The organism is Streptomyces sp. ME19-01-6 (assembly GCF_033793745.1).
GTDB lineage: Bacteria > Actinomycetota > Actinomycetes > Streptomycetales > Streptomycetaceae > Streptomyces.
In genome coordinates this window covers 94,174-117,709 of the sequence record NZ_JARAXF010000010.1, presented here as the reverse complement: position 1 = coordinate 117,709, position 23,536 = coordinate 94,174, and the positions used below count along the sequence as shown (strand labels likewise).

17 protein-coding genes and 1 pseudogene are annotated in these 23,536 nt (G+C 72.1%); 3 read left to right on the top strand and 15 right to left on the bottom strand.

The features are described 5' to 3' along the window. Nucleotides 1-117 precede the first annotated feature (117 nt). From cobT to PV419_RS23450, 8 genes and pseudogenes are all read right to left on the bottom strand, one after another. Nucleotides 118-1,992: pseudogene (gene cobT, locus PV419_RS53360) on the bottom strand (nicotinate-nucleotide--dimethylbenzimidazole phosphoribosyltransferase); the annotation flags it as partial. 4,497 nt (nucleotides 1,993-6,489) lie between these two features. Then, the gene (cbiE, locus tag PV419_RS23480) at nucleotides 6,490-7,743 is read right to left on the bottom strand and encodes a precorrin-6y C5,15-methyltransferase (decarboxylating) subunit CbiE (RefSeq protein WP_319691911.1); all 1,254 of its coding nucleotides are present in this window, start codon (nucleotides 7,741-7,743) and stop codon (nucleotides 6,490-6,492) included. Nucleotides 7,744-8,084: 341 nt separating this feature from the next. Beyond that, nucleotides 8,085-8,735 carry a GNAT family N-acetyltransferase gene (locus PV419_RS23475; RefSeq protein ID WP_319691909.1) on the bottom strand — a complete coding sequence of 217 codons (651 nt, stop codon included), beginning with the start codon at nucleotides 8,733-8,735 and terminating at the stop codon, nucleotides 8,085-8,087. Between the two features lie 146 nt (nucleotides 8,736-8,881). Beyond that, the gene (locus PV419_RS23470; RefSeq protein WP_319691907.1) at nucleotides 8,882-9,703 is read right to left on the bottom strand and encodes a MetQ/NlpA family ABC transporter substrate-binding protein; all 822 of its coding nucleotides are present in this window, start codon (nucleotides 9,701-9,703) and stop codon (nucleotides 8,882-8,884) included. A 40-nt stretch (nucleotides 9,704-9,743) separates the two neighbouring features. Then, the gene (locus PV419_RS23465; protein ID WP_319691905.1) at nucleotides 9,744-10,565 is read right to left on the bottom strand and encodes a MetQ/NlpA family ABC transporter substrate-binding protein; all 822 of its coding nucleotides are present in this window, start codon (nucleotides 10,563-10,565) and stop codon (nucleotides 9,744-9,746) included. A 99-nt stretch (nucleotides 10,566-10,664) separates the two neighbouring features. Continuing rightward, on the bottom strand, nucleotides 10,665-11,423 hold the full coding sequence (locus PV419_RS23460) for a methionine ABC transporter permease (RefSeq protein ID WP_319691903.1): 759 nt from the start codon (nucleotides 11,421-11,423) through the stop codon (nucleotides 10,665-10,667). Continuing rightward, complete coding sequence (locus PV419_RS23455) at nucleotides 11,420-12,481, bottom strand: methionine ABC transporter ATP-binding protein (RefSeq protein ID WP_319691901.1); 1,062 nt, start codon at nucleotides 12,479-12,481, stop codon at nucleotides 11,420-11,422. The genes PV419_RS23460 and PV419_RS23455 overlap by 4 nt, the downstream gene beginning before the upstream one ends. Nucleotides 12,482-12,876: 395 nt before the next feature. Then, nucleotides 12,877-13,527 carry an HAD-IA family hydrolase gene (locus PV419_RS23450; protein ID WP_319691900.1) on the bottom strand — a complete coding sequence of 217 codons (651 nt, stop codon included), beginning with the start codon at nucleotides 13,525-13,527 and terminating at the stop codon, nucleotides 12,877-12,879. A 120-nt stretch (nucleotides 13,528-13,647) separates the two neighbouring features. On the opposite strand from PV419_RS23450, the gene PV419_RS23445 reads away from it, so the two are divergent. Both PV419_RS23445 and PV419_RS23440 read left to right on the top strand, forming a co-directional pair. Then, complete coding sequence (locus tag PV419_RS23445) at nucleotides 13,648-14,016, top strand: hypothetical protein (RefSeq protein WP_319691898.1); 369 nt, start codon at nucleotides 13,648-13,650, stop codon at nucleotides 14,014-14,016. Further along, a complete protein-coding gene (locus PV419_RS23440; protein ID WP_415925372.1) occupies nucleotides 14,009-14,488 on the top strand; it encodes a hypothetical protein in 480 nt (159 codons plus the stop codon). The genes PV419_RS23445 and PV419_RS23440 overlap by 8 nt, the downstream gene beginning before the upstream one ends. A 50-nt stretch (nucleotides 14,489-14,538) precedes the next feature. Here the strand turns inward: PV419_RS23440 and PV419_RS23435 are convergent, their stop codons facing one another. From PV419_RS23435 to PV419_RS23425, 3 genes are all read right to left on the bottom strand, one after another. After that, nucleotides 14,539-15,042 (bottom strand): GNAT family N-acetyltransferase, encoded by a 504-nt coding sequence (locus tag PV419_RS23435; RefSeq protein ID WP_319691896.1) that lies wholly within the window; start codon nucleotides 15,040-15,042, stop codon nucleotides 14,539-14,541. A 120-nt stretch (nucleotides 15,043-15,162) separates the two neighbouring features. Further along, the gene (locus tag PV419_RS23430; RefSeq protein WP_319691895.1) at nucleotides 15,163-15,684 is read right to left on the bottom strand and encodes a sigma-70 family RNA polymerase sigma factor; all 522 of its coding nucleotides are present in this window, start codon (nucleotides 15,682-15,684) and stop codon (nucleotides 15,163-15,165) included. A 193-nt stretch (nucleotides 15,685-15,877) separates the two neighbouring features. Next, nucleotides 15,878-17,017: a glycerophosphodiester phosphodiesterase gene (locus PV419_RS23425; protein WP_319691893.1), complete on the bottom strand. Its 1,140-nt coding sequence runs from the start codon at nucleotides 17,015-17,017 to the stop codon at nucleotides 15,878-15,880. A 274-nt stretch (nucleotides 17,018-17,291) separates the two neighbouring features. Between PV419_RS23425 and PV419_RS23420 the strand changes: the two genes are divergently transcribed. After that, on the top strand, nucleotides 17,292-17,963 hold the full coding sequence (locus PV419_RS23420; protein WP_319691890.1) for a lysophospholipid acyltransferase family protein: 672 nt from the start codon (nucleotides 17,292-17,294) through the stop codon (nucleotides 17,961-17,963). A gap of 470 nt (nucleotides 17,964-18,433) precedes the next feature. On the opposite strand, the gene PV419_RS23410 is transcribed toward PV419_RS23420, so the two are convergent. The 4 genes from PV419_RS23410 to PV419_RS23395 all read right to left on the bottom strand — a co-directional run bounded on the left by PV419_RS23410 (nucleotide 18,434) and on the right by PV419_RS23395 (nucleotide 23,213). Next, entirely contained in the window at nucleotides 18,434-19,408 is a 975-nt protein-coding gene (locus PV419_RS23410; protein WP_319691889.1) for an aldo/keto reductase, read from the bottom strand. 63 nt (nucleotides 19,409-19,471) lie between these two features. After that, entirely contained in the window at nucleotides 19,472-20,902 is a 1,431-nt protein-coding gene (gene argH, locus PV419_RS23405; protein WP_319691887.1) for an argininosuccinate lyase, read from the bottom strand. A 96-nt stretch (nucleotides 20,903-20,998) separates the two neighbouring features. Continuing rightward, nucleotides 20,999-22,198, bottom strand: a complete 1,200-nt coding sequence (locus PV419_RS23400) for an argininosuccinate synthase (protein WP_319691885.1) — start codon at nucleotides 22,196-22,198, stop codon at nucleotides 20,999-21,001. 61 nt (nucleotides 22,199-22,259) lie between these two features. Further along, on the bottom strand, nucleotides 22,260-23,213 hold the full coding sequence (locus tag PV419_RS23395; RefSeq protein WP_319691883.1) for a DMT family transporter: 954 nt from the start codon (nucleotides 23,211-23,213) through the stop codon (nucleotides 22,260-22,262). Between the last annotated feature and the right edge of the window lie 323 nt (nucleotides 23,214-23,536).

Sequence of the window (23,536 nt, the reverse complement as noted above, 5' to 3'; positions counted from 1 at the left end):
GCTGCGGCGCTGGAGCGGCTGATCGTCTGATCACCTGATCGGCTGATCTGGCTGACCGGGGCTGATCTGGCTGTGGGATGTGCCCCCGCGCACACCTTACGTGGCGGGGGGCGGACGTCAGTTCTTCTCCGTGACTCCGGCGGAATCGAAGGTCGCCACCTCGTGCATGGCCCGGGCGGCGCTCTGCACCACGGGCAGGGCCAGCAGCGCGCCCGTCCCCTCCCCCAGACGCAGATCCAGGTCGACCAGCGGCCGCAGCCCCAGCTTGTTCAGCGCCGCCACGTGTCCGGGCTCGGCGCTGCGGTGCCCCGCGATGCAGGCGGCCAGCACCTCGGGCGCGATGGCCCGGGCCACCAGCGCCGCCGCGCCCGCGCTCACCCCGTCCAGGATGACGGGGGTACGCAGGGACGCGCCGCCCAGCAGCAGTCCGGCGATGGCGGCGTGCTCCAAGCCACCGAGCGCGGAGAGGACGCCGATGGGGTCGGCCGGGTCGGGCTGGTGCAGCTCCAGACCGCGCCGTACGACATCGATCTTGCGGGCGTGCATCTCGTCGTTGATGCCGGTGCCCCGCCCGGTGACCTCGGCCGGGTCGGCGTCGGTGTAGACGGAGATCAGGGCGGCCGACACGGTGGTGTTGGCGATGCCCATCTCGCCCGTGAGCAGCGCTTTGTTCCCGGCGGCCACCAGATCGCGCGCCGTCTCGATACCCACCTCGATGGCGCGCAGCACCTCCTCGCGGGTCAGCGCGGGGCCGACGGTGAAGTCACCGGTGCCCGCCCGCACCTTGCGCGGCAGCAGCCCCGGGGTACTGGGCAGCTCGCTCGCCACCCCCACGTCCACGACACACACCTCCGCGCCGACCTGGCTCGCGAAGGCGTTGCAGACCGCCCCGCCGCCCAGGAAGTTGGCGACCATCTGGCCGGTGACCTCCTGCGGCCAGGCGGTCACGCCCTGCGCGTGCACCCCGTGGTCGCCCGCGAAAATCGCGACGGCGGCGGGCTCGGGGATCGGCGGCGGGCACTTCCGGGACAGTCCGCTCAACTGCGCCGAGATGATCTCCAGCATGCCCAGCGCGCCGGGCGGCTTCGTCATGCGCTTCTGCCGCTCCCACGCCTCGCCGAGCGCCTTCGCGTCCAGCGGACGGATGCCCCGCAGGGTCTCCTGCAGCAGATTCGCCGGATCCTCGCCGGGCAGCGCACGCCGCCCGTACGCCTCCTCGTGCACGACCCACGACAGGGGGCGGCGCTTGGACCACCCCGTCTTCATCAACTCCGGCTCCTCGGGGAACTCGTCGACGTACCCGACACACAGATACGCCACGACCTCCAGATGCTCGGGCAGCCCGAGCGCGCGCACCATCTCGCGCTCGTCGAAGAAACTCACCCAGCCGACACCGAGCCCCTCGGCCCGCGCGGCGAGCCACAGGTTCTCCACGGCGAGCGCGGAAGAGTACGGCGCCATCTGCGGCTGGGCGTGTCGGCCCAGGGTGTGGCGGCCGCCGCGGGTCGGATCGGCGGTCACGACGATGTTGACCGGGGTCTCGAGGATCGCCTCGACTTTGAGCTGCTTGAACTGCTTGGCCCGCCCCTTGGGGAGCGACTTGGCGTACGCGTCGCGCTGGCGCGTGGCCAGCTCGTGCATGGTGCGGCGGGTCTCCTCGGAACGGATGACGACGAAGTCCCACGGCTGGGACTGCCCCACGCTGGGCGCGGTGTGCGCGGCCTCGAGCACGCGCAGCAACACCTCATGCGGGATGGGGTCGGAGCGGAAGCCGTTACGGATGTCGCGACGGTCGCGGATGACCCGGTGGACGGCGGCCCGCTCGGCCTCGGCGTAGCCCTCGGCGGGTGGGGTGGCTTGCGGAGTTGCGGTTTCGGGGGTTTGAGAGGTTTGAGGTGCTTCAGGGCTCTCAGGCGCTTCAACTGATTCGCCGGCGGGCGCGTCGGCGGCGGGCGCATCGGCTGCGGGCGCATCGGCCTCACCCGCTTGTCCGGCGGGCGCGGGGCCAGCCGGTTCGGTGGAGGACGCGTCGGTCACGGATGCGTCGGCCGCAGGCCCCTCACCGGCAGTCGGCTCGGCGGCCGAGGTCTCAGCAGGCGCGTCGGCCGCTGCTTGGGCAGCGGGCGCCGTGGCCCCGGCGGGGGCTGCCTCCTGAGACCCGGCGTCGGGCGCCTGCGATTCGGCCGCGGCGGCGGCGGCAGGCGTGTCCGGCGTTACGGTCACGGTCGCCGCGTCAGTCGTCGCGACCGCGGCCTGACCCTCGCCAGGCTCGCCGCCCGCCGACGCGACAACAGACTCGCCGGCGGTGGGCGCGGCGGTGGCCACGTCACCCACGGGGGCAGCGGCTTCCCCATCCGGCACAGCAGCATCGGCGGGCGATGCACCGGACGCGGCAGCAGCTGACCCGGCAGCGGCAGCCTCACCACCCAGCACGTCACCCTCGCCCACGGCCGCAGCGGCGGCGGCAGGCGCGTCCGGCGTTACGGTCACGGTCGCCGCGTCAGTCGTCGCGACCGCGGCCTGACCCTCGCCAGGCTCGCCGCCCGCCGACGCAGCAACAGACTCGCCGGCGGTGGGCGCGGCGGTGGCCACGTCACCCACGGGGGCAGCGGCTTCCCCATCCGGCACAGCAGCATCGGCGGGCGATGCACCGGACGCGGCAGCAACTGACCCGGCAGCGGCAGCCTCACCACCCAGCACGTCACCCTCGCCCACGGCCGGAACGGCAGCAGAGTCCCCGCCCACTTCGTCGCCAGCCGACACAGCGGCAGGCGCAGCGGCGGCAGCGTCGTCACCCAGCGCGTCCCCATCGGGCGCCGCAGCATTTGCAGGCACGTCAGCCGTCGGCGCGGCGGTCACGCCCTCCCCAGCCGACGCACCGTCGTCGTCGGCGGCGGTGTCGCCGCCGGACGCAGCGGCAGGCGCCGCGCCGGAAGCGGCAGCCGCAGGCACGGCCGCATCACCGCCCGGCGCTTCGGCCGCAGCGGCTGAAGCGTCCCTGTCTGCCTCGGTTGGGCCATCATCCGACGCCGCAGCGGCAGGCGCCTCAGCCGTCGGCACGGCCGCGGCGGCATCGCCGCCCTGCGCATCGACCGCAGGCGCGGCAGGCACGTCCCCGACCGGCCCCTCGGCGCCAGCCAAGTCCTCACCCGCTGCGTCACCAGACGCCTCAGCCACAGGCGACGTCGCGGCCGCGGCGGCATCGCCGCCCTGCGCATCGGCTGCAGGCACGATAGGCGCGCCCCCACCCGCCACAGCAGTACCAGCGGCAGCGTCGCCACCCAGCGCGTTCCCCTCGACCTCAGCCGCAGCGGAACCCCCACCGGCTGCGTCGTCAGACGCCTCAGGCGCAGGCGCGGCAGGCGCGCCCCCACCCGCCACAGCAGCATCAGCGGCAGCGTCATCAGCGGCAGCGTCGCCACCCGACACGTCCCCGACCGGCCCCTCGGCACCAGCCGAGTCCTCATCCGCTGCGTCGCCAGCCGGCACAGCCGCGGGCGCAGCATCCGCAGGCACGTCAGCCGTCGGCGCAGCGGTCGCGTCCTCCTCAGCCGGCGCATCAGCGACCGCATCGTCGGCGGGGGCGCCGCCGTCGGCCGCGGCAGCAGTCGTAGGCACGGCCACCGTGCCGTCCTCGCCCGTCCCGTCGGCCGCAGCGGCTGGCTCGGCTCCGGCTGTGTCAGCAGCAGACGCGGAATCAGCGGACGCCGCGCCCGAGCCGGCGGCCGCAGGCGCGCCAGCCGTCGGCGGGGCGATCGCGGCGTCCGCAGAAGCATCGCCATCTGCAGCAGACGCGGCGCCCGGCGCGTCTGCCGCAGGCGAAGCAGCGACTTCCCCACCCAGTACGGCAGAAGCCGCAACCGCCTCAGCCGTCGGCGCGGCGGTCGCGCCATCCCCAGCCGACGGATCGGCCACGACGTCTTCTCCAGGCGCAGTGGCGGGTTCGGTGCCCGTGCTGTCGCCAGCCGGCGGATCGACGGCGGCGCCGTCCGCGGGCGCCGCAGCGTCTCCGCCGGGCGCAACGGCAGCCGCCGCGCCGGCCGAGGCCGAAGCAGCAGACCCCGCGCCGGACGCATCAGCCGCAGGCGCCACGGTCGCGCCCTCCGCGACCGGCGCATCCACAACCGCACCCTCAGCCGGAGCCACAGCTGCGGCCCCAGCCGCGTCACCGGACAACGCCGGAGCAGCAGACTCCGCGCCGGACGCGTCAACCGAAGGCGCGGCAGGCGTGCCCTCGGCCGCAGCCCCGGACTCGGTCCCGGCTGCGTCCGCTGAGCCATCAGCCGACGCGGGTGTGGCCGCACTCCCATTCGACGGTTCGCCAACTGCCCCGTCCGCCACCGGCGCGGTGGCGGCTTCGGGGGTCGCCCCCCGGCCCTGCGTCCGCTGACCCTGGCCCCGGGCGGCGCGGCGGCGCGAGGCACGTCCCTGCGGGGCCGGCGCCGCGGGGGCCGGGTCGGCGACGGGCTCGGCCGGAGCCTCGCCCGCTGTGGCCGTGCCTTGCGCGGCGGTCCGGCCGCGGGCCGCGCGGCGGCGTGCGGCGCGCCCCTGCGGGGCCTGCGCCGCGGGGGTCTCCGGCGCGGCGGCGGCCGAACCCGCCGCGGCCGCCTCCCCCGCCTCCTGGGGCTGCTCGGGCGGGCCCTGCGGGTCGTCGGGCGAGGGGGCCTCAGCGACTATGGCGTGGCCCGGGGCCACGGGTACGGGCTGCGGGGCGGGCTCGGCCGGGGTCGCGGTGCCGTCCGCCTGGGCCGGGATCGTGATGCCAGGGGACGGCTGCCCCGACGGCTGCGCGGAGGGCTCGGTCTGCTGCTGGCTCTGGGCCGGGATCCCCGCCGTGGGGCCCACGAAGCCCTCCGCGGCGGCCCCCGGGTCCTGCTGCGGTGGGGCAGCGTCCGGGTGGACCTGCGCGGGAATGCCGACAGCCGGGTCCACGCCCTGGACTTCGGCCGCCGCGGGCACGGCCTCGGCGACGGCGGCCTGCTCCACCGCGGGCTCGGCGAACTGCTGCGGCTCGTGCGGGCCCGGCGCCTGGAGCTCCTCGGCGGGCTCGGCCACGTTCTCAGCCGGGGTCGCGGCCTGTGGAGGCTGGGCGTCCCAGGGGCTGCCGGGCTGCGGGCCGGGGAGCGGTCCGGCGTCGTCGCCGGGCGGATCGATGTACTGGGGTCCGGCGGCGAGCGGCTCGGCCTGGCGGACGGGCGCCACGTGGGCGGGGGCCGGGGCAGGGGCTCCGGCCGGGCCGCGGTCGGCGAGGGAACGCACGACGCCGTTGGTCGGGTCGGGCACCGGCGGGCCCATGTGCAGGGGGCGCCGCGGCGGGCTGGGGACCGCGTGGGCGAGCGGCCTGGGTGACAGGGTGGTGGCCTGGGCAGTGGTGGGGCGGGCGGAGGCAGCCTGGTCGGGCGTGGGCTGAGCGACGGGCTGGGGATGGGGTTCGGGCGGTTGTGCGTCCCCGTGCTCGCCCGATTCCGCGTCCACGTACTCGCCCGATCTCGCGTCCTGGTATTCGGCCGGCCCGGCGGCGTACTCGCCCGACCCGGCGTCCTCGTACTCGGCCTGTCCTGGGTCTGCGTACTCGGCGGCCGGTCCCGCGTTCCCGTACTCGGCGGCTCCCGGGTCTCCGTACTCAGCCGGTCCCGCGTTCTGGTACTCAGCCGCTGCCGCGTTCCCGTACTCGTTCTGTCCCGCGTTCTCGTACTCAGCCGGCACCACGTCCGCGTACTCGACCGGCCCCGCGTCGTAGCCCCCGCCCGGAACCTGGTCATAGGTTCTGCCGGGGACCTGGTCGTAGGGTCCGCCCGGGCCCTGGTCATAGGGCTCGGCCTGCCCCTGGCCGTATGGTCCGGCCGACGCCGGGGCGTAGCCCTGGGTCGGCGCCGCGTCATATCCCCCCGCCGGGCCCACCTCGTAGCCCCCGGTCTCGTAGCCGTTGGGCAGGTGGGTCATGGGCTGCTGGTACGGGGCCTGCGGGGCCTGGTACTGCGGCTGGTGCTCGCTCCACGCGCCCTGCGCGCCGGGCATGAGGAGCAGGTCGTCCTCCTCGCCACCGGCGTCGTGCGTGTCGAGGAAGGGATACGGGGACTGCGTCTGCGGTTGCTCGATGAAGCCGGCGTCGGCGGGAGGGGTGTGGACATCCGCGGGATGCGGCTGCCCGAGTCGTCCGCCCGCGTTCTCCGGCAGCCCCTCGCCCGGGACCTGGCCGGTGTCGGTCATGCGTACCCCTCGCCCATCGCTAGTGCTCCTTCCAACCGCCTACCGCCTAGAGCAAGCCTCAGAGGCAAGAACGAGCGCACGCGGTGCGCGGCACGTAGCACGCCCGAGGCATTGCCTACCGCGGCCCGCCAAGAGGGGGACGCATTCCGGCCATTGGCCGATAAAGCGCCGAACGCCGGGCAGCGGCACAGGCAGTACAACGATCCGCCAGCCTACCTCGGGCGCCGCCCGAGGACGCTCATAGGGGCGAGGGTCGGGGCGAAGGTCACAAGGCGAAAATCACAGGTGCGGGCGGTGACCGCACACCAGGAAGGCGACCGTCCGCTCACGTTCGGCCCACACCCTGGTGTCCAGCTCCACCGACTGCACGAGGGCGCACTCGACCGCGTAGCCGCCATCCTCCAGCGCCCGGCAGACGGCTTCCGCCTCGTCCCTTGTCGCGGCATGTGTGACGATCCGCTCGGGGCGGCGGTCGGCGCACGCGGCGACGACGGCGGGGCCTCCGGCGCCCACCCGCACCACGTCCGGCTCGGGCAGGTCTTCGAGGACCTGGGGTGCGGCGCCATGGACGACCTGAAGCTGTACGCCGAAGCGGCGGGCGAGGGCGGCGGTGCGCTCGCAGGCATCCGGGTCGCGGTCCACGGCGATGACGGCGGCGCCGAATCCGGCCGTCTCGACCGCCGCCGCGCCGCTGCCCACTCCGATGTCCCAGACAAGGTCGCCGACGCGGGGGCCGAGCCGGGCCAGTTGGGCGGCGCGCAGCTGGGGGGACTCGCTGTCGCCGAGGACGGTCGCGTAGGCGGCGGCGGGCAGCGCCCAGCCGCGTACGGGGCCTGGGTAGCCCGGCTCTCGGCCGGCGAGCCACCCTCCGCCCTGCAGTGCGCCGCGCGCGGCGCCCGGGGCCGGGGCGCTGCGCACCGTGTTCGCGCCGGAGCCGCCGATGACGATGACGACGTTGGGGTCGCGCCAGGTGTGGTCGACGGCCTTGTCCGAGGTCAGCACGGTGACCCGCTCGTGCCGGGTGCCCAGGGCCTCACAGATGACGAAGGTGCGGTGTACCGGTCCGAGCAGTAGTGCGAGTTCGGCGGGGCCGGCGCCGGGCGAGGTGAGCACGGCGACCTTGGGGTGGGCGCGGCAGACGTTGACGGCGCGGCGCAGGTCGCGGCTGTGGGCGACGACGACCTGGGCGTCGTCCCAGGGCATCCCGGCCCGGGCGAAGGCGGTGGCGACGGAGGAGACCGCGGGGACCACCTCGACCTCCAGGCCGTGCTCGGGCGCGCGCAGGGCACGTACGACGCCGAAGTATCCGGGGTCGCCGTCGGCCAGGACCACGGCGGAGCCGCGGTGCTGGGCGATGCGGCGGGCGGCGAGGTCCACGCTGCCGAGCCTGATCCGCTCCGCGCCCGGCGGGACTTCGGGCAGCGCCAGGTGGTGGGCGGCGCCGGCCACGAGGGTGGCCGCGCCGAGAGCGGAGCGGGCCACGTCCGTGAGCGGGGAGCCGTCCCAACCGATCACCGTGACGCGGTCGGCCATCGTCGTGTGTCTCCCAGGGTGTCGCGGGTGGGCGGCGGGTGGCCGCGGAAATCGGTGGCGCCGGTGCGCTCGCCGCGGCCGGGGGGCGCGCGGTGCTCGGGCGCGGTGCTCGGGCCTGGAGAGATTATCCCGACTGGTCCGGACCTCCGGACGCAGGGCGTGTGCGCCCGGGGGCGCGAGGCCCTGACGCGGGGCGCGGGGCGTGGGCTCGGGGCGCGCCGGGGGCAGGTCGCGCCGCCGGATGGGGCGCGCCAAGGGCGGGGCACTCCAAAGGCAGGCCGCACCGAGTCAGGAGCGCGCCAGGGGTGGGGCGCGCCAAAGACAGGGCACTCCAAGGGCGGTCAGTTCCAGTCGGAGTACGTGGGGTAGGCGCTGAAGCCGTCCGGGTCCGCCATCGGGCCGCCGTGCACGCCGTGGAGGTCTTCCGGCAACAGGCTCCAGACGATGACGTCGGTGCGCAGGTCGGTCCAGCCGCCGTCCTCCGTCTGGGTGCGCGCTATCCAGGCGTTGCGCAGGACGCCCTCGCTGATGCAGCCGATCTTCTGGGCGACCTGCTGGGAGGCGGTGTTGTCCGCGGCGGTGCGCAGCTCCAGACGTTCGAACTTCTGGTCCTGGAAGAGCCAGCGGGCGACGGCCAGCGCGGATTCCGAGGCGTAACCCTCGCCGCGTGCCCAGGGCGCGGTGACGTACGAGACCTCGGCGGCCAGCACGCGCCAGTCGGTGTTGCTCAGGTGCACGAGGCCCACGAGGCGCTGGGTGAGGAATTCGGCGACGGCGAAGACGATCCCGCGGCCCGAGGTGCGCTCGGCGGGCGCGGCGCGCAGCGCCCAGTCACGTGCGTCGCGGGTGGTGTAGGGGTGGGGCGCCGAGGTCCAGGCGGTGACGAGTTCGTCGTTCATCATCTCCGTGAGCGCGGGCACGTCCGCTTCCTCGAACGGGCGCAGCACCAGCCGTTCCGTGCTGATGGAGATGTCCGGGAAGGTGGATGTCATGCGCCGCTCCATAACCGGGGGTCCAAGGCTTCGGGAAGTGCCCAGCATGCAGCATCGCCTGAGAGAAATGCAGCACGGGGTGGCCAAGCGGAAGGCTCCGTATCCGTTTGTGGCGTTCGGATACGGAGCCTTCGCGCGGGTTTCGGCTATCCGCCGGTGACCGGCAGCACCGACCCCTTGTACTTCTCTTGGATGAATTTCCGCACTTCGGGCGAGGTGAGGAGCTTGGCCAGTTTCTTCACCCTCGGGTCGTCCTCATTGCCCTTCTTCACGGCGAGGACGTTGGCGTATTCGTTTCCCTTCACCGACTCCAGCAACACCGAGTCCTTCGCCGGGTCGAGTCCGGCGTCGAGCGCGTAATTGCTGTTGATGACGGCCAGGTCGACATCGTCGAGAGAGCGCGGCAGTTGGGCCGGCTCCAGCTCCTTGAAGGTGAGCTTCTTCGGGTTGGCGGTGATATCGGCGGGGCTCGCGGTGACCCCCGCGTCCTTCTTCAGCTTGATGAGCCCCTTGGCGGCGAGCAGCTTGAGGGCACGTCCCTCGTTGGTGGTCTCATTGGGCACCGCGACGGTCGCACCGGTCTTGAGGCCGGAGACGTCCTTGATGTGCTTGGAGTAGGCGCCCATGGGTGGCAGATAAGCGTCCGCCACGGACACCAGATCGGTGCCCTTCGTCTTGTTGAAGTTCTTCAGGAATGGGACGTTCTGGTACAGGTTGGCGTCCAGCGAGCCTTCCTGGAGGGCGGTGTTCGGCAGGACGTAGTCGGTGAACTCCTTGACCTCGAGCTTGAGGCCTTCCTTGTCCGCCAGGTTCTTCTTGATGTAGTCGAGTACCTCGCCCGCCGGGACGGCGGTGGCCCCGACGACGAGCGTGTCGTCGTCATCCGAGCCGCCGCCGGAGCCCGCGCCGCACGCGGTCAGCCCGAGGGCGAGTGCGGCGGCGGCGAGAGGAACCGCGATCTTGCGCATGGTGTGGCTTTCTCCGGGGTCACGCAGTCCGGGTCCGTGGTCAGAACGAGGCGATGACGGAGCCGTCGTACTTGTCCTTGATGAACTTCTTCACCTCGGGGGAGGTGAGGAGCTTGGCGAGCTTCTTGACGCGCGGGTCGTCCTCGTTGCCCTTCTTCACGGCGAGGAAATTGCCGTACGGGTTGTTCTTGGGCGATTCCAGGACGAGGGCGTCCTTGGCGGGCTTGAGGTCGGCCTCGATGGCGTAGTTGCCGTTGATGACCGCGGCGTCCACGTCGTCCAGGGAGCGCGGCAGCTGGGCGGCTTCCAGCTCCTTGAACTTCAGGCCCTTGGGGTTGTCGGCGACGTCCTTGGGGGTGGCCTCGTTGCCGGCGCCGCTCTTGAGCTTGATGACGCCGTTCGCGTCCAGGAGCTTGAGGGCACGGGCCTCGTTGACGGTGTCGTTGGGGATCGCGACGGTCGCGCCGCTCTTGAGGTCGTCGGCCTTCTTCACCTTGTGCGAGTACAGGCCGAGCGGCTCCAGGTGCACCGTGACGACGGGCACGATGTGGGTGCCCTTCTTCTTGTTGAAGTCGTCGAGGAACGGCTGGTTCTGGAAGTAGTTGGCGTCCACCGACCCGTCTTCGGTCGCCGTGTTCGGCGTGTTGTAGTCGGTGAACTCCTTGACCTCGAGCTTGAGGCCCGCCTTTTCGGCCAAATGATCCTTGACGTAGTTCAGGATCTCGGCGTGCGGGACGGGACTGGCGGCGACGACGAGCGCGCCGTTCTTGTCGGAGCCGGAGTCCGAGCCGCAGCCGGTGAGGCCCAGGGTGAGGGCACCGGCGGTGAGAGCGATGGCGAGGGTCTTTGTGGTGTTACGCACGAAAAGTGCCTTTCTTTTTGGGCATGCGAGGCCGCTGCGGGTGCGGGACGCTCTGAGAAAAGGGGAGTTGAGAGGGGAGCCGGACGGGAGGGCCGGGGCTCAGGGGGCCTTGGGGGCTCCGGCGACCTCGGCCACCGAGTTGGGCTCCTCGGCCCGCTTCGTAACCCGCGCCGGCCGCAGCCGCGACGTGGCCGAGGAGCGGCCGCGATGCGACAGGGCGCGGGCGGCGAAGTCACCGGCGAACTGGATGATGGCGATCACCACCGCGAGGATCGCCACCGTGATCCACATCAGCTCGGTCTCGAAGCGCTGGTAGCCGTAGCGGATGGCGAGGTCGCCCAGGCCGCCGGCGCCGACCGTGCCGGCCATCGCCGAGTAGCCGATGAGGGCGACGATCGTGGTGGTGGCGCTGGAGATCAGCGAGGGCAGCGCCTCGGGCAGCAGGACCTTGCGTACGACGGTCCAGGTGGAGCCGCCCATCGACTGCACCGCCTCGACGAGCCCGCCGTCCACCTCGCGCACCGAGGTCTCCACGAGCCGGGCGAAGAAGGGGATGGCGCCGATCGCCAGCGGCACGATCGCGGCCTCGGGGCCGATCGTGGTGCCCACGATCCAGCGGGTGAAGGAGATCAGCGCGACCATGAGGATGATGAACGGCATGGAGCGGCCGATGTTCACGATCTGGCCGACGACCTTGTTCACCACGACGTTCTGCAGCACCCCGCCGCGGTCGGTGAGCACCAGCAGCACCCCGAGGGGCAGTCCGCCGACGACCGCGATCAGGGCCGACCAGCCGACCATGTAGAGCGTGTCCCAACAGGCCTGCTCCAGCAGGGGCTGCATCTCGGACCAGGTCACTTGGCACCTTCCTTGGTCAGCTTGCCGTCGTTCGCCCCGCGGAGCGCCGCCTCGGCACCGCTCGCCACCTCGATCTGCAGCCCCTGCTCACGCAGGAACCCGATCGGCACGACGTTCTCCTCGAACGGGCCGGGCAGCTCGATCCGCATCCGGCCGACCTGCCGGCCGCCGACGGTGTCCATGGCGGCGCCGAGGATCGAGATGTCGATGTTGTAGGTGCGCGCCAGCTGGGAGATGACCGGCTTGGTCGCGGCCTCACCGTGAAACGTGACGTCCACCACGGTCCGGGCGGTGCCCGGCAGCTCCCCGCCGACCGGGAAGAGTTCCCGTGCCAGCTCGGAGCCGGGCGTGGCGAGCAGTTCGGCGACCGTACCGGACTCCACGATCCGCCCGCCGCGCATCAGCGCGGCCGAGTCGCAGATGGACTTGACGACGTCCATCTCGTGGGTGATCAGCAGCACGGTCAGCCCGAGCTGCCGGTTCAGGTCGCGCAGCAGTTGGAGGATCGAGCGGGTGGTCTCCGGGTCGAGGGCGGAGGTCGCCTCGTCCGACAGCAGCACCTTGGGGTCGCCGGCCAGCGCCCGGGCGATGCCGACGCGCTGCTTCTGGCCACCGGACAGCTGCGCCGGGTACGCCTTGGCCTTGTCGCCGAGCCCGACCAGGTCCAGCAGTTCCAGGGCCTTGCGGGTGCGCTTCTTGCCGGAGACGCCGAGGATCTCCAGCGGCAGCTCGACGTTGTCCCGAACGGTGCGCGAGGAGAGCAAGTTGAAGTGCTGGAAGACCATCCCGATCCCGGTGCGGGCCTTGCGCAGCGCCGAACCGGCCCTCGGTCCGCGCCCGGCGAGCGCGGTGAGGTCCTGGCCTGCCACGCTGACCGTGCCCGAGGTGGGGCGCTCCAGGAGGTTCACACAGCGGATGAGGGTGGACTTGCCGGCGCCGCTCTGTCCGACGACGCCGTACACCTCACCCTCGCGGACATGGAGGTCGACACCGTCGAGCGCGGTGATCTCGCGGCCTCGTGAGCGGTAGACCTTGGTCAGGCCTGTCGTGGTGATCACAGGGTTTCCGTCACTGTCGAGTGCACGGCGGATGGTGCCGCCGGGCACGGTTCGTTCATTGCGGAACGCGGCGCGGAGCGCCCGAGGCGCACGCGAGCGCGGGCGCGGCTTCGGGGGTCCGGTGACGCGGGGCAGCGCGCGGTCCGGCACGGAGCGGTGCGGACGCGGCTCAGCTCAGCGGGTCTCGCTTCGGGGCGCGAGGCTCAAGCAGGGGCCCTCAGCGGTCACACATTCGACACAGACAGCGAGCACCGGGCGTCTGAATCGCCTCGGTCGCGGTGGCGCGGCTGCTCGTCGTGGTCATGGGCGTAAGTAAAGCAGACTCATGTACGGGCCGATCAAACTTGTCCGAATAACGGACTTGTCAGATCACTCTGTGGACAGTAAGGGTCGGCTCACTCCCCCGCCATGATGTCCAGCCCGCCCTCGATGGCCTGGACGGACACGGCCGACAGGTCCTTGACGACGACATCGGCGACCAGCTGCTCCCGGTCGGTCGTTGTGGTCAATGCCACGGTCCGCATCCCGGCGGCCCGGCCCGCCGCGAGCCCGGCCGGGGCGTCCTCGAAGACCACACAACGGGCCGGATCGAAGCCGAGCTTGTCGGCGGCCAGCAGGAAGGGCTCGGGGTCCGGCTTGCCGCGGGTGATGTCGTCCGCACTGATCAGCAGCCCCGGGGAGACCCCGACCGCGGCGAGGCGGGCCTCGGCCAGTTGGCGGTTCGCGGAGGTCACCACGGCCCAGCGGTCCAGGGGAAGCCGCTCCAGCAGCTCGACCGTGCCGGGCAGCGCCACCACCCCGCCGCCCGGTACGTCCGCCAACTCCAGCTCGTCGATGCGGGCGCGGGCCTCGGGAACGCGGTGCGCGGGGAGCAGATCGCCGATGATGTCGGAGGCGGGGCGGCCGTGCAGCTCGACCCGCGCGAAGTCCTCCGCCGGGATTCCGTACTCCTTCGCCCAGCGGCTCCAGCAACGGTGGACCGACTCCAGGGACGAGATGAGGGTTCCGTCGTTGTCGAACAACAGGGCGTCAGCGGAGATCTTCATGTCGGCTCAGCGTACGGGGGGCCTTCGTGGGGCCGGAAACACGGGGCCCTCCCCGGCCGATTACCCTCGTCCCATGCTTGCCACCCCCTGTGTGCGCCGCCGCACCGCGCGGAGGTCCCGTTGATCGACGCGCTGACGGTCGCGCTCGGTGTGACCGCCCTCGCACTCGCCTCCTGGTGCGGTTTCGCCGCCTACCGCGACCAGCCCACCAAGGACTGGCACTTCATCGGCATGGCCGTGGTGACCCTGCTGGGCCTCGCCCAGCTGGTCATCGGGGTCGTGCAGCTGGCGCGCGGGCAGCGTCCCGACGAGAGTGTGGCGATCTTCGTGGCGTATCTGGTCGGCTCGGGTCTCGCCGTGCCGATCGCGGCGTTCATGTCGCTGGCGGAGCGGACCCGGTGGGGGTCGGCGACGGTGGCCGCGGCCGCCGTGGTGCTGGCCGTGCTCGAGGTGCGGCTGTACGACATCTGGGGAGGCACCGGTGGCTGAGTCAGCGCCCGAATCCAGCACGGCCGACCAGGCCGACGAGCCCGACCAGCCGGTACAGGCCGACCAGCCCGGCCAGGCCCGCCCGACCGGGCTCGGCCAGGGGCCGGGCCGGCTGCTGGTGATGCTGTACGGGGTGTTCACCGTGGCCGCCGCGTCCCGCTCGATCTACCAGCTGGCCGCGCAGTACCACGAGGCCCCGCTCGCGTACATCCTCTCCGCGGTTTCCGCGGTCGTGTACGCGTTCATCACCGTCTCGCTCGTACGCGGCGGGGAAGGGGCGCGCAAGGCGGCGTTCGTCTGCTGCGCCGCCGAGCTGCTGGGCGTGCTGACCATCGGCACCTGGACGCTCGCGGACCGCTCCGCCTTCCCCGACCAGACGGTGTGGTCGGACTACGGCATGGGGTATCTCTTCATCCCGGTCTTCCTGCCGGTCACCGGGCTGATCTGGCTGCGCAAGGCCCGCCAGGACTGATCCCGGCGAGCCTGTGCAGCAGAGCGACAGCCGGCCTCGGACGAGGGGCCTCAGGCGCTGGCCGCGTACGCCGAGGGCGTGGCCTCCTTCTCCAGGGTGACCAGGCTCAGTCGGCGGTTGACCTCTTCGGTGCCCACCTGCGCATAGCCGTACCGCCGGTACAGCCGCAGATTGCCCTCGCTGCGGTGACCGGTGAACAGCCGGTACCGCTTGGCGTCCCGCTCCTCGGCCAGCCGCTCCTCGATCGCCGCGAGCAGCCGCCCGCCCAGGCCGTGCCGCTGCATCCGCGGGTGCACGATGAGCTTGCCGATGGCGGCGGTGCCCTTGTCATCGACCATGCCGCGGACCGATCCGACGACCTCCGCGCCGAGCCGGGCCACGAGCACACAGCCCTCGCCCAGTTCGGCACCGAGGTCGTCGAGGGACTGAGTCAGCGGCTCGATCGAGTAGTCCCCGTAGAGCTCGGCTTCCCGCTGGTAGCACAGGTACTGCAACTTGAGGATCTGCTCGGCGTCGTCCGCGGTCGCCGCAGAGATGGTCACGCTCATGCCCATGTGCGCATGCCTCCCCTTGTATCGGTCCACCGGCCGCGCTGAGGGTAAGGATGCGACCGGGGTGCTGGCCTGACTGGAGCCGTCGTGAGGATGCACGTCCGCCTCCGAGGCGCCGATTGTCTAACGCTCCTTTCCCCAGAGTTCAGGAGCCGCAATCTCCGCCGTGAGCATTCTGCGCAGGCAACCCAGACATCGGGAACGTACCGGGCCCAGGCTGCCCTGTGACATTCCCAACTCCCCCGCGATCTCGCGGTACGTCGGGTCCGAGCGGGACAGCAGCGCGCCCAGCAAAAGGGGGCAGCGGCCGGGCAGCCGGCGCACCGCCGCGCGCAGCGCCCGGCCCGCCTCCGCCCTGAGTACGACGTGCTCGGCCGACCGGGAATAGGGGCCGCACGGCGGGCCGTCGCCCACCGGGTCGTACGGCACCTCCCGCCGGGCCCGGCGCCTGGCCCCGCGCACCTCGGCCCGGACCGCACCGCGCAGCCAGGCCGCGGGCTCGGGCGGCGGCCCGTCCGCGCGGGTGCGCTCCAGCAGCCGCAGCCACACCGCCTGTTCGAGCTCGGCGGGTTCGATGCCCGCGCCGTAGGCCTCGGCCGCCGCCTCGGCGGCGAGCAGCGGGCGGAGTTTCTCCAGAAGGTCCATGCCCAGCGGGACGTGGGCGGGTCGGGGCCGGTTTCCGGTACGCCGGTCTCTCACTCGACGGGGCGACCGCGCGGACGCGGGGTTGACGGCGCGGACGCGCCTTGACGGCACCGACCCGGTTTACGGAAGCGCCGCGGCGCGCGGCGGTGTCCCCCTGTGCAGGCAGGGCACCGCCGCGCGCCGGGGCGGGCGTTCACCGGCTCGTGCGGAAGTCCTCCGCGGCGAGCAGCGCGGTGTCCGGGTTGTCGGAGAAGATCCCGTCGATACCCGTCTCGAAGTACTTCTTGAAGGCGCCGAAGGCGTCGCCGTAAGCGTTGGCGTCGGTGCCGCGCCGGAAGTCGGCCGGCAGGAAGGAGTTCTCGTTGCGCATGGTGTAGGGGTGCAGCACGAGACCGGCCGCGTGCGCGTCCTTGACCAGCGTGGTGGGCGTGGTGAGCTTGCCACTGGAGTCGCGCGGGATGATCAGCGACAGGTCGGGGCCGATGCCGTCGGCGTAGCCCGCGATCCACGTCAGCCCCTCGGGCTTGACCAGGTCCGCGACCGTGCGCGGGTCACCGGCCTCGACGAAGTCCCAGGGGCGGCTGTTCGCGGTGGACAGCAGCACGACCGCCGGGGTGGCGACCAGCTTGCGCAGCCGCTGGATGCTGCTCGGCTCGAACGACTGCAGGAAGGTCGGCGCGTCCTTGCGGTGCCGCCCGTACGCGCGCAGCAGCTTGGCCAGCCGCTCCTCCAGGCCGAGCCCCAGCTTGCGGAAGTAGGTGGGGTGCTTGGTCTCGACGTACAGCCAGATCCGGCGGCCCCGTTCGCGGCCCTCCCGCTCGGCCCACTGGAGCACCTCCTCGAAGGTGGGCACCTCCCAGCGGCCGTCGTAGAGCGTGTTGCGCTGGCGGGTGCCGGGGATGCGCTCCTTGGCCCGCAGGGTCTTCAGCTCGGCGAGCGTGAAGTCCTCCGTGAACCAGCCGGTCAGCGAGGTACCGTCGACGGTCTTGGTGGTCTTGCGGTCGGCGAACTCCGGGTGCGCGGAGACGTCCGTGGTGGCCGTGATGTCGTTCTCGTGGCGGCAGACGAGGTGGCCGTCCTTGGTGGGGACCAGGTCCTGCTCGATGATGTCGGCGCCCAAGTCGAGCGCGAGCTGGTACGAGCCCAGGGTGTGCTCGGGCCGGTATCCGCTGGCCCCGCGGTGCCCGATGACGGTGGGCACCGGCAGCCCGTGGCCCTTCCCCGACGCCTCCGCCGCCGTGGCCGTGCCCGCCGCGCCCAGCGCCATCGCTCCCGCGCCGAGGGCCGCGGCCCCCAGGATGGCGCGCCGTCCAGGCTGTTGCTCCCGCTCCATGACACTCCTCGTTGTGGAGTCCGCTACCTGCCAGAACCTGATCAAATGACGGCCCGATCGTAGGGTGGAGCGGCTTTCGCACGGGAGACATTGGACGGAACGCGTGGGAAACGTGGGTCAACAGTGCGTATCAGGTGGGTGAACCCGGTGTGCGGGGGAACCTGACCGGCGAGTATCGTCTCATCGGCGCAAGTGTGCGGTATCGGGTTGACTCACCCTAGGTCGACCTGTCGTACGCGGGCGCCCCAGCCCATGACCCCGACCGGAGGGCCCGTTGTCCCGATTCGTGTTCCTGAAGGCAGTGCTCGGTCCGCTGATGCGCCTGATGTTCCGCCCGCAGGTCGAGGGGGCGGAGCGGATCCCGGGCTCCGGCCCGGTCATCCTGGCGGGGAACCATCTCACCTTCATCGACTCGATGATCCTGCCACTGGTCTGCGACCGTCAGGTCGTCTTCATCGGCAAGGACGAGTACGTCACGGGCAAGGGGCTCAAGGGCCGCCTGATGGCCTGGTTCTTCACCGGCGTCGGCATGATCCCGGTGGACCGGGACGGCGGGCACGGCGGCGTGGCCGCGCTGATGACCGGCCGCCGGGTGCTGGAGGAGGGCAGGATTTTCGGGATCTATCCCGAGGGCACCCGCTCCCCCGACGGCCGCCTCTACCGCGGCCGCACCGGCATCGCCCGGCTCACCCTGATGACCGGCGCCCCCGTGGTGCCGTTCGCGGTGATCGGCACGGACCGGCTCCAGCCGGGCGGCAAGGGGCTGCCGCGGCCGGGCCGGGTGACGGTCCGCTTCGGTGAGCCGCTGGAGTTCACGCGCTACGAGGGCATGGACCGCGACCGCTTTGTGCTGCGGGCGGTGACGGACGAGGTCATGAGCGAGGTCATGCGGCTGTCCGGCCAGGAGTACGTGGACATGTACGCGACCAAGGCGAAGGCCGCCTGACGGGGCGCGAGCCAGCGCTCGTGGGAGGCGCTGCCGACGGCCGCCTCGGGATCCCGGGCCGTGTCGTCCCACCGCCGGGCCAGCCGCCGCACATAGCGTGGCACCCGTTCGGGATGGCGTACGGCGTACCGGACCCTCGCCTGGCGGCAGGGGTATGTCATGGTCAGCCCCATCGTCTCCGCCCCCGAGCGCCGTCGCCAGCCGCGTGTGGCGTCCGGGCCCGCAGGCGATCCGGCCTCCGCACGCGATCCGGGTTCCGGCCGTGAAATCCAGGTGGTCGCCCCGCCCTGTTCTCGCCGCGTGAGCTGATGGAGTCGCAGCGAGCCATGTGCGGCGACTTCTGGGCCTCAGTGGCTCGGTTCCGACTGCCCCGCGCTGCTGCTGTGCGGCGAACACAGCGCCACACGAGGCGGGGCAGTAGGGGCAGAGCGCGTGCGGCCCCCGGCTCCAGCGGAGCCGGGGGCCACCTCTCAGCTCCAGGGCAGTTCCGCGCGGTGGCGCCAGTACGCCTTGGGGGCTTCGGCCAGGGCCGTCAGAGCCGCGCTCTGCTCGTCGTCCAGCCTCAGCTGCGCCGCCGCCAGGTTGGAGTCCAGCTGTGCGGTCGTCGCCGCGCCCGACAGGACGACGCTCACCCACGGCCGGCGCAGCACCGCCGCGAGGGCGACCGCGTCGGGGCCCGCGCCCGTCTCCTCCGCGACGCGGCGCAGCGGCTCCGGGAGCTGTTCCGGTGCCGCGAGGCGGCCGTTGGCGACGGCCTCCTTGACGATCACCGTCCGCCCCGCCTCGTGCGCCTCGGCCAGGGCCGCCCCCGCCGAGGGCTCGAGCAGGTTGTACGTGGACTGGACCGTACGGAACAGCGGCTCCCCGTCCACCGTGACCTCGAGGGCCGCGCGGACCGCGGCCGCCTGGGCGGGCCCGCTGGTCGACAGCCCGACGGTGACCCCCTCGGCCGCGAGCCGGGCCAGCCGGCGTTGCAGTTCGGGGTCGGTGAGGGCGGGGCTGCCGGGGGTCACGGAGTGCACCTGGTAGAGGTCGAGCCGGTCGCCGAGCAGGGCACGGCTCTCCGCGCTCTGGCGCTCGTACGTCGCGACGCCATGGTCCTTGACCTCGTGTGTCTCGACATCCGTGCGCCAGTCGGCGACGTATGTGTAGCCCCACTTGCTGCCGACGACCACGTCCCGCACCTCGGGGCGGCGGTCCAGCCAGCCGGCGAGGAACTCCTCGGCCCGCCCGTACGAGCGCGCGGCGTCCAGATAGCGCACGCCCCGCGCGTACGCCTCGTCCAGCACCTCGTACGTGCGCTCGCGCATCGCCTCGACGCTGCGCTCGGCCGGGAGGTCGCGCTCCCGGCCGAGGTTGATGTAGCCGGGACGGCCCACGGCGGCCAGGCCGAGACCGATCCGGGCCGTGGGGGTGGTGACTTCCGCGAGGCGCGCGAACGGCATATCTGTCTGCTCCCTGGGTCGGATGGCCGTCCGGTCAGTGTGCCGTGCGGCAGCGCTCTGCCGTCAGCGCTTGGCGTCCGCCCACTCCCGCTGCGCCGCCAGGTCCGTCTTCACCTCGGCGAGCTGCGCGGCCACCGCCGAGGGGGCCGTACCGCCGCGGCCGCTGCGGGAGGCGAGCGCGCCCGGCACGTCGAGGACGGTGCGGACCTCGGGCGTCAGGTGCGGCGAGATCTTCGCGAACTGCTCGTCGGTGAGCTGGTCCAGCTCGATGCCGGTCAGCTCGCACTCCTTGACGCACTCCCCCGCCGTCTCGTGCGCCACGCGGAACGGCACGCCCTGCTTGACCAGCCATTCGGCGATGTCGGTGGCCAGCGAGAACCCGGCGGGGGCCAGCTCCTCCATGCGCTCGCGGTTGACGGTAAGCGTCGCCATCATGCCGGTGAAGGCGGGGAGCAGGACCTCCAGCTGGTCGCAGGAGTCGAAGACCGGCTCCTTGTCCTCCTGCAGGTCGCGGTTGTACGCGAGGGGCAGGGCCTTGAGGGTGGCGAGCAGGCCGGTGAGGTTGCCGATCAGCCGGCCGGACTTGCCGCGGGCGAGCTCGGCGATGTCCGGGTTCTTCTTCTGCGGCATGATCGACGAGCCGGTGGAGAAGGCGTCGTGGAGGGTGACGAAGGAGAACTCCTTCGTGTTCCAGATGATGATCTCTTCCGCGATCCGGGAGAGGTCGATGCCGATCATCGCGGTGATGAAGGCGAACTCGGCGACGAAGTCGCGGGAGGCCGTGCCGTCGATGGAGTTGGCCGAGGAGCCGCCCTCGAAGCCCAGGTCCGCGGCGACCGCCTGCGGGTCCAGGCCCAGCGAGGATCCGGCCAGCGCACCCGCTCCGTACGGCGAGACGGCCGTACGCGCGTCCCACTGCCGCAGCCGCTCCGCGTCCCGGGACAGCGCCTGGACATGGGCCAGGACGTGATGGGCGAAGAGGACCGGCTGGGCGTGCTGGAGGTGGGTGCGGCCCGGCATGGCCACGTCCGGGTGGGCCTCGGCAAGACCGACCAGCGCGCCCTGCAGATCGGCGATCAGGCCGCCGATGATCCGGGCGTGGTCGCGCAGATACATCCGGAAGAGCGTGGCGACCTGGTCGTTGCGGGAGCGCCCGGCGCGCAGCTTGCCGCCGAGGTCGGGGCCGAGCCGCTCCAGCAGGCCGCGCTCGAGCGCGCTGTGGACGTCCTCGTCGGCGATGGTGCCGATGAACTCGCCGGAGGCGACGTCGGCCTCCAGCAGGTCGAGCCCCGCCAGCATCCGCTCCAGCTCGTCCTCGGTGAGCAGCCCGGCCCCGTGCAGGACGCGGGCGTGGGCGCGGGAGCCGGCGATGTCGTACGGCGCCAGGCGCCAGTCGAAGTGCACGGAAGCGCTGAGCTTCTCCAGTGCCTCGGACGGCCCGTCGGCGAAGCGGCCGCCCCACAGGCGTACGTCACCGTTGTTGCCGTTGCTCACGCTCTTGCTCCTTGCAGGGTGTGGGTGTGCGACCGCCTCCCCGCCGGGGGCGAGGAGGCGGCCATGACATGCAGGCTACTGGCTGCCGCGCTCGGCTCAGCCCTGCTCGAGATCCCGCCCGGCCGCGATCTTGCTGGACAGGCCGAAGATCTCGATGAAGCCCTTCGACAGCGACTGGTCGAAGGTGTCGCCGGTGTCGTAGGTCGCCAGGTTGAAGTCGTACAGCGACTGCTCGGACCTGCGGCCGGTGACCACCGCGCGGCCGCCGTGCAGGGTCATCCGGATGTCGCCGGAGACATGCTCGTTGGCCTCGGCGATGAAGCCGTCCAGGGCCCGCTTGAGCGGGGAGAACCACAGCCCGTCGTAGACGAGCTCGCTCCACCGCTGCTCGACCTGGCGCTTGTAGCGGGCCAGCTCGCGCTCGACGGTGACGTTCTCCAGCTCCTGGTGGGCGGTGATCAGCGCGATGGCGCCGGGGGCCTCGTAGACCTCCCGGGACTTGATCCCGACGAGCCGGTCCTCGACCATGTCGATCCGCCCGACGCCCTGGGCCCCGGCGCGCTCGTTGAGCTGCTGGATGGCCTGCAGGACGGTGACCGGCTGCCCGTCGATGGCGACCGGGACGCCCTTGTCGAAGGTGATGACCACCTCGTCGGCCTCACGCGGGGTGGCCGGGTTCGAGGTGTACTCGTACACGTCCTCGATCGGCGCGTTCCAGATGTCCTCCAGGAAGCCGGTCTCCACGGCCCGCCCGAACACGTTCTGGTCGATGGAGTACGGAGACTTCTTGGTGGTCGCGATCGGAAGGTTCTTCGACTCGCAGAACGCGATGGCCGCATCCCGCGTCATCGCGTAGTCCCGGACCGGGGCGATGCACTTCAGGCCCGGGGCCAGCGAGGAGATCCCGGCCTCGAAGCGGACCTGGTCGTTGCCCTTGCCGGTGCAGCCGTGGGCGACCGTGGTCGCACCGTGCTTCTTGGCGGCGGCGACCAGGTGCTTCACGATCGTGGGCCGGGAGAGCGCCGAGACCAGCGGGTAGCGGTCCATGTACAGCGCGTTCGCCTTGATCGCCGGGAGGCAGTACTCGTCGGCGAACTCGTCCTTGGCGTCCGCGACCTCCGCCTCGACCGCCCCGCAGGCGAGCGCGCGCTTGCGGATGACATCCAGGTCCTCACCGCCCTGGCCGACATCCACGGCGACGGCGATGACCTCGGCGCCCGTCTCCTCGGCGATCCAGCCGATGGCGACGGAGGTGTCAAGGCCGCCCGAATAGGCGAGTACGACGCGCTCGGTCACGGGGTCTCCTTATAGAGTCATGCACTAGCTGGCATAAGTATGCACTCCTCCGTATGTTTCGTCAACGCCCTCCGGGGCGGCCGGCCACGGTTCTTTCGCCGGCCGCGAGGAAGAGTACGGCGAACAGCAGAAGCCCGCCGCCGACGAAGACGGCGGCGTTCAACCGCTCATGGAAGACCAGCATGCCGATGACGGCCGCGGCGAGCGGTTCGACCAGGGCGACCACGGAGGCCGTTGTCGCCCGGACGACACCGAGGCCGGTGAAGAACAACGTGTACGCCAGTGCCGTCGGCACCGCTCCCAGATACACGATCAGCCCCAGGGTCCGTGCGGTGCGCTCCATGTCGGGCATCAGGCCCTCCAGGAGAGCCATCGGCAGCAGGCAGACGGTGCCCACGGCGAAGCCGGTGACCGTCGCCTCGAACGCGCCGCCGGTGTTCCTGCGGCCGGAAGCGCGCCCCAGCAGGGTCACGCCCGCGTAACCGACGGCGGAGAGCAGCGCGTATCCGATGCCCAGGAGGGGGGCCGGCCCGGTACTCCCGTCGGCACCTCCCACCAGCAGCACGAGCCCGGCGACGCCGCTCGTCACGGCGGCGGTTCCGCCGGCGCCGGCGCGCTCGTTCAGCAGAAGGCGGCCTCCGACGGTGACCAGTACCGGGCCCGAGCCCAGCGTGACCACCGTCGCCAGGGTCAGTCCGGCTTGCTGAACGGAGGCGAAATAGGCGGTCTGGTACACGGCCAGCCCGAAGCCCGCGACAAGGGCCCGCCGCTTGTTCCGCGCGAATGTTCCGCGCAGCGAGACAGCGGTCTTCGGCCGCCGGGACCGTCGGACCAGATGAGCCGCCAGGAGCAGCCCGAGTCCGGTCAGGAACCGCCAGAAGGAAACGGAGATGGGGCCGATCCCACCCACGCCGTACAGTTCGGCGGCCACACCGCCGCCGGTGCCCCACGCTGTGGCCGCGATCGCGACGTAGAGAACACCCTGCCGGACGGGCAGGGCGGAAGAGGACTGCAACTGAGATCTCCTCGACTGAGTGCCATCACGATGTCTCCGTGGGCAACTCAGACACCCACCCGGGCAGCGCCGAGGTGGGTGATCATGGCTGCCCGCCTAAGCGGCGGGCGGCGGAGAAGTCAGCAGCAGAAGCATGTGATCAATCTACCCGGCAGGCTGCGGGCGTCGCAGCCACCCCACGATGCGATGCCTTCCAGACGCACGCCTCGGGAGCCCACCCTCACGGGCAGCCCGCCCGCGGGAAAATCCGTAAATCCCTGCCGCCGTTGAGTCACCGGTGCCCCCGAGCCGTATTCCCCGTCACCGGAGCCGTCCGGTGACGC

What these genes read in the sequence shown, in the direction of transcription:
- PV419_RS23410 (WP_319691889.1), bottom strand. Translation starts at nt 19,408, where the DNA reads ATGCCGTTCGCGCGCCTCGCGGAAGTCACCACCCCCACGGCCCGGATC.
- cbiE (WP_319691911.1), bottom strand. Translation starts at nt 7,743, where the DNA reads ATGGCCGACCGCGTCACGGTGATCGGTTGGGACGGCTCCCCGCTCACG.
- PV419_RS23470 (WP_319691907.1), bottom strand. Translation starts at nt 9,703, where the DNA reads ATGCGCAAGATCGCGGTTCCTCTCGCCGCCGCCGCACTCGCCCTCGGG.
- PV419_RS23425 (WP_319691893.1), bottom strand. Translation starts at nt 17,017, where the DNA reads ATGGAGCGGGAGCAACAGCCTGGACGGCGCGCCATCCTGGGGGCCGCG.
- PV419_RS23430 (WP_319691895.1), bottom strand. Translation starts at nt 15,684, where the DNA reads ATGGACCTTCTGGAGAAACTCCGCCCGCTGCTCGCCGCCGAGGCGGCG.
- PV419_RS23435 (WP_319691896.1), bottom strand. Translation starts at nt 15,042, where the DNA reads ATGGGCATGAGCGTGACCATCTCTGCGGCGACCGCGGACGACGCCGAG.
- PV419_RS23475 (WP_319691909.1), bottom strand. Translation starts at nt 8,735, where the DNA reads ATGACATCCACCTTCCCGGACATCTCCATCAGCACGGAACGGCTGGTG.
- PV419_RS23450 (WP_319691900.1), bottom strand. Translation starts at nt 13,527, where the DNA reads ATGAAGATCTCCGCTGACGCCCTGTTGTTCGACAACGACGGAACCCTC.